6 protein-coding genes are annotated in these 7,210 nt (G+C 42.8%); 2 read left to right on the top strand and 4 right to left on the bottom strand.

Annotated features, from left to right (window positions below; translation table 11 throughout):
* Positions 1-245: 245 nt before the first annotated feature.
* Positions 246-2,549 (top strand): Piwi domain-containing protein, encoded by a 2,304-nt coding sequence (locus D6D85_RS13690; RefSeq protein WP_125672599.1) that lies wholly within the window; start codon positions 246-248, stop codon positions 2,547-2,549.
* Positions 2,550-2,603: 54 nt separating this feature from the next.
* Here the strand turns inward: D6D85_RS13690 and D6D85_RS13685 are convergent, their stop codons facing one another.
* Positions 2,604-3,203: a hypothetical protein gene (locus D6D85_RS13685; RefSeq protein ID WP_125672598.1), complete on the bottom strand. Its 600-nt coding sequence runs from the start codon at positions 3,201-3,203 to the stop codon at positions 2,604-2,606.
* 165 nt (positions 3,204-3,368) lie between these two features.
* On the bottom strand, positions 3,369-3,545 hold the full coding sequence (locus D6D85_RS16525; RefSeq protein WP_161969893.1) for a hypothetical protein: 177 nt from the start codon (positions 3,543-3,545) through the stop codon (positions 3,369-3,371).
* A 75-nt stretch (positions 3,546-3,620) separates the two neighbouring features.
* Here D6D85_RS16525 and D6D85_RS13680 point away from each other — a divergent pair, with 75 nt between their 5' ends.
* Positions 3,621-3,962 carry a hypothetical protein gene (locus D6D85_RS13680; RefSeq protein ID WP_125672597.1) on the top strand — a complete coding sequence of 114 codons (342 nt, stop codon included), beginning with the start codon at positions 3,621-3,623 and terminating at the stop codon, positions 3,960-3,962.
* Positions 3,963-4,007: 45 nt separating this feature from the next.
* Here D6D85_RS13680 and D6D85_RS13675 read toward each other — a convergent pair whose 3' ends face one another.
* A complete protein-coding gene (locus D6D85_RS13675) occupies positions 4,008-4,883 on the bottom strand; it encodes a hypothetical protein (RefSeq protein WP_125672596.1) in 876 nt (291 codons plus the stop codon).
* A 213-nt stretch (positions 4,884-5,096) separates the two neighbouring features.
* Positions 5,097-6,953, bottom strand: coding sequence for an AAA domain-containing protein (locus D6D85_RS13670; protein ID WP_125672595.1), 1,857 nt, complete (start codon positions 6,951-6,953; stop codon positions 5,097-5,099).
* Between the last annotated feature and the right edge of the window lie 257 nt (positions 6,954-7,210).

Below are 7,210 nucleotides of genomic sequence, written 5' to 3'. Positions count from 1 at the left end.
TCGCAAATAAGGGATTACAATTTCGTTAAAGAGGTGAACAAAAGAGTTCACAAAGCTAGGTAAAGCCAAAAGAGCCTTTTCTATCAGCTTGCTTCTAATTTTAAATGAGCTAACTCAGGAAGAAAGATAGAGAGATGCATTTCCTAAGCAAGAGGCCTTTGTCTAAATTTATTTTTGGATATGCCATACCATGGATTTATTATGATTAGAAAAGCTTATATAGCTAGCTCTTGCGCTATTTAAGTGTGGTATACGAGTTAAGCTGCCTGAAATCGACTGAAAGGTTGGATTTAAAGCCCCTTAAATGCTCCGAGGTAGAGCTGAAGTGCAGCTATGGAGCTGCAAAGAGGATGCTTCATGGGATAGCATGTCAATTGATAGAAAGGGGAGAGATATGCACCTATGAGCTTTACCCTATCGCTAAGGAGGTTGTGAAAGCTGAGATTTATGCGGATAACCCGAATTCAATCTTAGAGAAGATACCAGAGCATATGATACAGGAAAAACCCATGCCTCTGGGGGAATCTATTCCAAGCTACAGCGGGACAGAGAACTTTTTGGATGCCTTGATCTCCGTTGTTCTTAAAAAAGCAGGATTTAGACCCGTTAAAGGAGTCTATGTAAGCGCTAAGGAGGATATTGCGGTAAAAAAGAGGACAATCTTGGATCATGATGGTCATCTTATTCTCTTTTTGGATTACCTCAGACCCTCTCCCTCCATAGCGGGGAGAATTCGAGAACAACTGGGGATAAAGGAATTTCGGAAGCTGAGAGAAGATAATGAGCTAAAAGAAAGGGCCTATGAGCTATCACATGATGAGTACATTAAAAAGACTGTTTTCACATGGCTGAGAGGATTGTATATACAGGGAGAAGTGGTGAATATAGAGGATTGCTTTGTGAGCGAGAAGAAAATTAAGGGGAAACCTCTTCATGAGTATTGGAGGGAAAGAGGAGTAGAGGTGGATGAGAATGAGTATCCTGTCTTTATTATTAAGACAAGCAAAGGGGAGTACTGTTATCCTCCCTCTGTGCTGAGGCTTGCTGGACGAGGTAAGGTTGATCCTTTTCACACTAGGTTTAAGGAGATAAGCAAACTGCTGGAGAATGTAAAGGAGGAGATCGAGAGCCTGATGGATAAACTTGGGTATAAAAACGTAAAATTTGAGGTTTTCAAAGTTAAGGATGGGGATGCATACTTAAAGCCAAACTTTTATTTCAGAGAAGATATAAAAATAATAAAAGACATAGCGAAAATGACCGTGCAGCTTACATATAAGAAGGATGGCAAGGATATCAGCAGTCCACATTCCCCTCTCTTTGCCTTCGATAGGGAAAAATGCCATCCTTATGCAGGAAAACAGGAATTGAACTTGATGTTAATATATCCCTCTGATCCGAATCTTAAGGATTTCGTTGAAACAAATTTTGTAGAAATGCTGAAAAATAAGTTCAATGAGCTGAACTTAGGCTCTATAAAAGGAGTGAAAAAGATCTCTTATACATATGATCCCAAGAACCCTGCAAAAAGCCTGAACTCTTTGGAAAAAACAATAAAAGAACATGCTAAACAGTGCTCTGAAAAGGATTTCTTGATGACAATAATAATACCTAGCAAGGAGAGGGAGGAATTCTACACCTCGGCAAAAAGAGAGGCTAGCGGAATGGGATATCACACACAGCTTGTAGAGACCAATACTATTGAGAGAATTAGGAGGGAAAAGGATTCTGGCCTTTTGGCAAACATATGTGCTGGAATTTATGCTGAGTTTCTGATACAGAGGAAGATATCTGAGGGAAATCCTACAGGTCCCCTAACATGGGTGCTGGATTCTCCTGCTGATGGAAGAGGGGAAACCATGTATGTTGGTTTGGATATTTCTAGGAAGGAAGCTACTGAAGGAGCAGCTTTCATAATGTTCGATCCCTATGGAAAACTGATGGATGCACGAATTCTCACTCTTACTTCAGAGACAATAACAGAGAAAAATTACTACGAGGTGTTCAGAAAGATGGTGGAAAAAGCAAGGGAAAATTCAATGAAAAGAATAGTGATACTAAGAGACGGTCCTCCAAGGACTAAAGATGAGCTGGATGGGTGCCTGCGCTCATTTAAAAATGTGAAAAAGGAACTGGAACTTAAGCCATCGGAAGAATTAAAATTAGAGTATATCTCAGTTATAAAATCTGTTCCCACTAGGGTATTCAAGGTAGATGACAGGAGTGTTCAGAAACCTCTTCAGGGAACCCACTTCTACCTCTACAAACTGAGACATCTCGATAGATTGGCGCATGAGATTCTGGTTATATCAAGCAAGCCAAGAGGAGAAGGATGTGCAAAGCCCGTCATTCTGAGGGTTTATGAGCTAGATGAAAAGAAGCTGAGAGAGGAGGATGTTATAAAAATAGCTGAGGAGTATCTTAGCCTCACAAGGCTGAACTTCTGGAACCTTGAGACAGGAGCTTCAAGGCTAGCTTTACCCGTGAAAATGGCCCATATACTATCCTATATGGGAGCCTCCGGAATCCATGTCAGAGGCGGACATTAATAGGTTCAGAGCTGTTTGAAGGATCCTCAGCTATTCCCTAAAAATCCTAGATAGCTAAGCTTTCCCTCGCTTTTTCAATCTCTGCTTTCTTAATCTCGGTAGTGTAAATTTCACATAATTATACTCATCGATTACCTTGGGCAGGGTTCTGGGCTCATCCCATTTGATCTTTCCAAATCTATCCTGCATGAGCTTTTGAAACTTAAGGAAATCCTCCGGACTTTTCCCCACTCTGTACTTTCTCCTGATAAAGCCATCCCACATAACGAATAGGTTGGGACAGAACAAATGCATCAGCTTTGATGCTCCCGTATATTCAACGCCTTTAACTTTTGAAAGAATGGAATATATCTGCTTCACAATTTCGCCTATCTCATCGAAGTTGGCTGTCTGAAATCTCTCTTTTTTCAGCTGTTCAAATAATGGCCTGCATTTATCCAAGGCCTCCTTCAGATCCATTAAGTTCTTCGGGTCGCTCATCATGAACCTGAACCTTCCTGTGTTCCAGGTTGCTAGAACTATTATAGCAGCCTGAAGGGGATATTTGTCCGCTATCTCCACAGCTATATCGTAAAAATACGCTCTTCCCTCCTCATTTCTGAATTCCTCAGAGCACTTCTTCAGAATCTCAGGGGTTATCATTTCCTCAGCCAACATCATCCCCTCCTTCTCTATTTCTCTAATCTAACAGATAAAAGACTGTAGCTGTTAGATACCTTGAACCCCTTACTCAGTAAAAATGACTATCAAAAGTTTCAATAGATAAGGCTCAGGACCATACCCAATAAATTTATTGGGTTCCCCTCTTTCACTCCCCAACTATTGTTTATTTCTCTCAGAAGCCCTCTCCACCACAAGCCTATCGCCATCTATCCTTATTATGAGGGGTTCCCCCGGCTTGAATGGAAACTGACTGTCCTCTACCAAATCCTTCCTGAGGTAGATCGTGTGCCTTGAGCCTACCTTGTGTATCGTTGTCCTGGCCTCCCTGACCATCGAGAATTCTGGAACATCCCTTATTTAAGCATGAAGGAAAAGCTTAAATATTGGTGTACACCTTGGTATATACTGATGGGCATGAGGGATATCTGCCCTAGGTGCGGAAAAACCTACAACTGGATTGAGACGAGGCATGTGGGAAACAGGACATACTACTATGCTGTTCATGTAGAGGGAAAGAGGAGAAGCCTCTGTTATCTTGGGCCAGAGAGCTATGAGTATGTCTCGATGATGCATGAAGGATTGAGCTTGAGGGGGATGATATCCGATAAAAGGGAGGTTGAGTACATAATATCCCTTCTGAGCGAGATAAAGAGGAATATCAGGGAGGATGAGGCGATAAAGCTGGCCGATTTCCTTGAGAAGACCGCAAAGGAGCTTAGATCGATGTATAAAAAAGATAATACCCAATAAATTTATTGGGTTATGGTAATCGAGTGATGCCTAAGAAATTTCATGTTATCTGGCTCTTACGTACCTGCATTTTCCCCTCAGGATCTTTGAGAGCATAACTTCATCTATCTCGGCACAGCAGGAGTCCATAATCCCAAAAGCATCCTCCCGAATATCCCTGACTTTTTTGGCTTCCTCTGTATTGTAAAGCCTTTTTCCTGCCTCTTCTATTGTGTTCCATTCAACCCTTAGTGATCTGTAGAGGTTTGGCCAGTTCTCCCAGCTTATTCCCAGAGAGAGGAAGAGAACCGCCTTTCTGTAATCATCAGCTACCTTCCTTTGTGCGGTTGTTGCAGCATGGCTCATAACTCTCTCAATGAGACCTTTTAGCCCAGGATCCTCCTCCATTCTCTGGAGAAGAGGGATTAATGCATGTAGAAAATCTGGATACTTCTCCCTCACGAACTTCTCCAAGGAGATAAGCTTGGAATAGAGGCTTGGATAGTGATTTCTGAGGTCATCGAAGAGCAGGTTTCCGCATTCAAATCCCCTCAATGAGAAGGATCTCCACCACCGCTCATAGTCCTCCCTAAGCTCCTCCTCCACAGAGGAGATAGAGGGAAGAGAAAAGGACTCATTGAGGATAAAACTATGTCTTAAACTGTAGATACGTTCCTTTAGGCGAAAAAGGCACTTCTTGATTTCTTCAAAGTGCTTCTCCATGGCTTCTTTCTCAAGCTCCCACTTTCTTCTCCACCTTTCTATCAGCATCCCCGCTATTATTCCCCCTCCTGTACATATCAGCTGAAGGATCCACTCCATTGCATTTCCAGCAGGCCATCCAAGGCTCACATTTTCTGCTCTGATATGATTTGTCATTCGGCCGATTGGCCTAGGATAGTCCGCAAACTTGATCTTTCCGACTACGCTGTCGATTCTCATCGGTAAAATTGGGATGGATCGAATTTAAGCCTTGCAGTTTAATTCGGTGATTGAACCCAATAAATTTATTGGGTTTTCTTCTCAGCAATTTATAGTATAATTAAAGTTTATATTATAATTTTAAAATTTCTTGAAACATATTGCTCCCGAAGGATTCCCATGTTATTGTCGTTATATAGCTCCTTTTTATTAAGAAAGATGCCATCCAAACTTTTATCTCATCTGCCATTTAAAGAACCCATTCAGATTCCTGACATACATAAGATATTTATAAAGGAGGCCTCCTGAAATCTTCTCTATGGATTCAGCATTCCCGACAACTATCAGCTTCTTTCTAGCCCTTGTAAACGCAACATTCAGCCTGTTCTCATCGGAAACAAAGTCCATGTTTCCCGTGCTTGTAACGCTGAATATTATGACATCCTTCTCCCTCCCCTGAAATGAGTCAACTGTGTTGACCTCAAGCTTCTCATCCTTTAGCTCCTCAGCTATCCTGTTCCTCTGAGCTTTGTAAGGCGTTATTATCCCTATCCTCTCGCTCCTTATCCCAAGTCTTTTCAACGTCCTGGCTATGCGGACAACAGCCTCTACCTCAGCCCTGTTTGCCCTGGATCTCCCCTCGACAAAATCCTCTCCCCTGACGTCCAGGAAGACAGCTGGGATATCTGGGTTGAGGAACTCCATCTCCCTAGGATAATTCCTTATCTCAAGCTTTATCCCGTCGCACTCCTTAACAGGACTTATCATCCCGTTATACACATATCTGCATGAGAAGTTTATTATCCTGCTGTTGCTCCTGTAGTGGTTTCTGAGCCACACTTCCCCTTTTCCGTAAAATTCCCTCATCAAGCAGAATGCGCTCAGCCTCTCAACAAGCCTTTTATCCCTGATGGACTTGAAAACAGGGAGAAGCTGCTTGTGATCCCCCACAAGAACCCATTTCCTCGCTTTTATCATCCCAAGAAGGGCTAGTGTTATTGATGCTTGGCTGCACTCATCTATGAGGACTGTGTCGAATCTCTCCACATGAAGAGGGGGCATATTCGATTTTATCAGAGTTGATCCCATTATCCCAGCTTTTTCCACAAGTTTTTTGCTCTCATCGACAAGCATCTTATTTCTCTCCTTGTATAGATCTCTGATCCTTTTTATCTTCCCCTTTATAGTCCCCTTTACCTCGTTGTACTTCTCCCTTGAGACCCTTTTCCATTCCTCAGCTAAACCATGAAGCCCCTTTATCTCCTTTCTCAGCTTGGATATCTGGCTCTCTATCTGCTCAAGCCTGGATCCAAGGGCTGTTCTAGCCTTGTAGCTGAGAAGATAAGGCCTTATCCTCTTTAGAACCTTCTCAGGCCTCCCGACCCTGAGGGAAATCTCCACTGGAAGGGCCTCTAGGGCATTGTCAACTGCCCTGTTTGTGTGGGATGTTATTAGAACTCTCTCTCCCCTCTTCCTCAGCTCAAGAGCTGCCTTGGCTATGACCCTAGTCTTTCCAGTTCCTGGAGGGCCAACAACAATTAAAAGCTCCCCATCTCCTAGGCCCAAGATCCTCTCAACAGCCTCTATCTGGGATTCATCCAGCTCGATTTTTCCGGTTGAATCAAGTTTATCCGATAGGCTTATCCTCTTCCCACTTCCCGTATTTCCTCCTCCGAATAAGCAGAGAACTGCATCCCTCTCAAGATCATCGAGCTCATCGTTCAGTATCCTGTCTATAAGGGATATCTGGAGATCGTATCCAACAAGGACCTCCCCCTTGCACAGATCAACTGGCTGTCCCTCCTCAAGCCTGATCTCCCTGTTTGTCCCAACTGTTATCACAGTTCCCTCCGCTAAAACCGAGCCAATTGGCTTAACATCCCCCTCCTGAGTTATGTGGCCGATAATATCCCCCTCTCTGAACATTGGAAAGCTGCACTCAAGCGTAACAAGATCCTCTGTCACATCCAGAACCTTAGCCCTGACCCTGTCCTCATAGGCCTCCCTTTTTTCAACTTCTCTCTCCCTTCTTAAGAGCTCCCTTATGCCGAGGAGAAATTTCCTCTCATCCTCAATTGGACTTTTGCCCATCGGAATTTCTTATAAAGTTTAAATATAAGGTTGTATTAGCGTTAAATATATATCCAAATGTTGGAAACTTAGCAATCGATAAAAGACATTCAGGCTGCCTGACCCTGCCTCTGGCCTTGTAAATGCTGAATAGTGATGCATGGAAAGTTTTTGAATAGAGAATGGAAATCTTTATTAATAAAATCTGAGCTTTATGAGCAGAATGGATCTCAAAGAGGAGGAAATCCTGAGAGAATTTGTTAAAAGAGGGATCTTAA

It is taken from the genome of Candidatus Methanodesulfokora washburnensis (genome assembly GCF_003947435.1).
GTDB classification, from domain to species: domain Archaea; phylum Korarchaeota; class Korarchaeia; order Korarchaeales; family Korarchaeaceae; genus Methanodesulfokora; species Methanodesulfokora washburnensis.
This window is presented reverse-complemented; position numbering and strand designations above follow the sequence as displayed.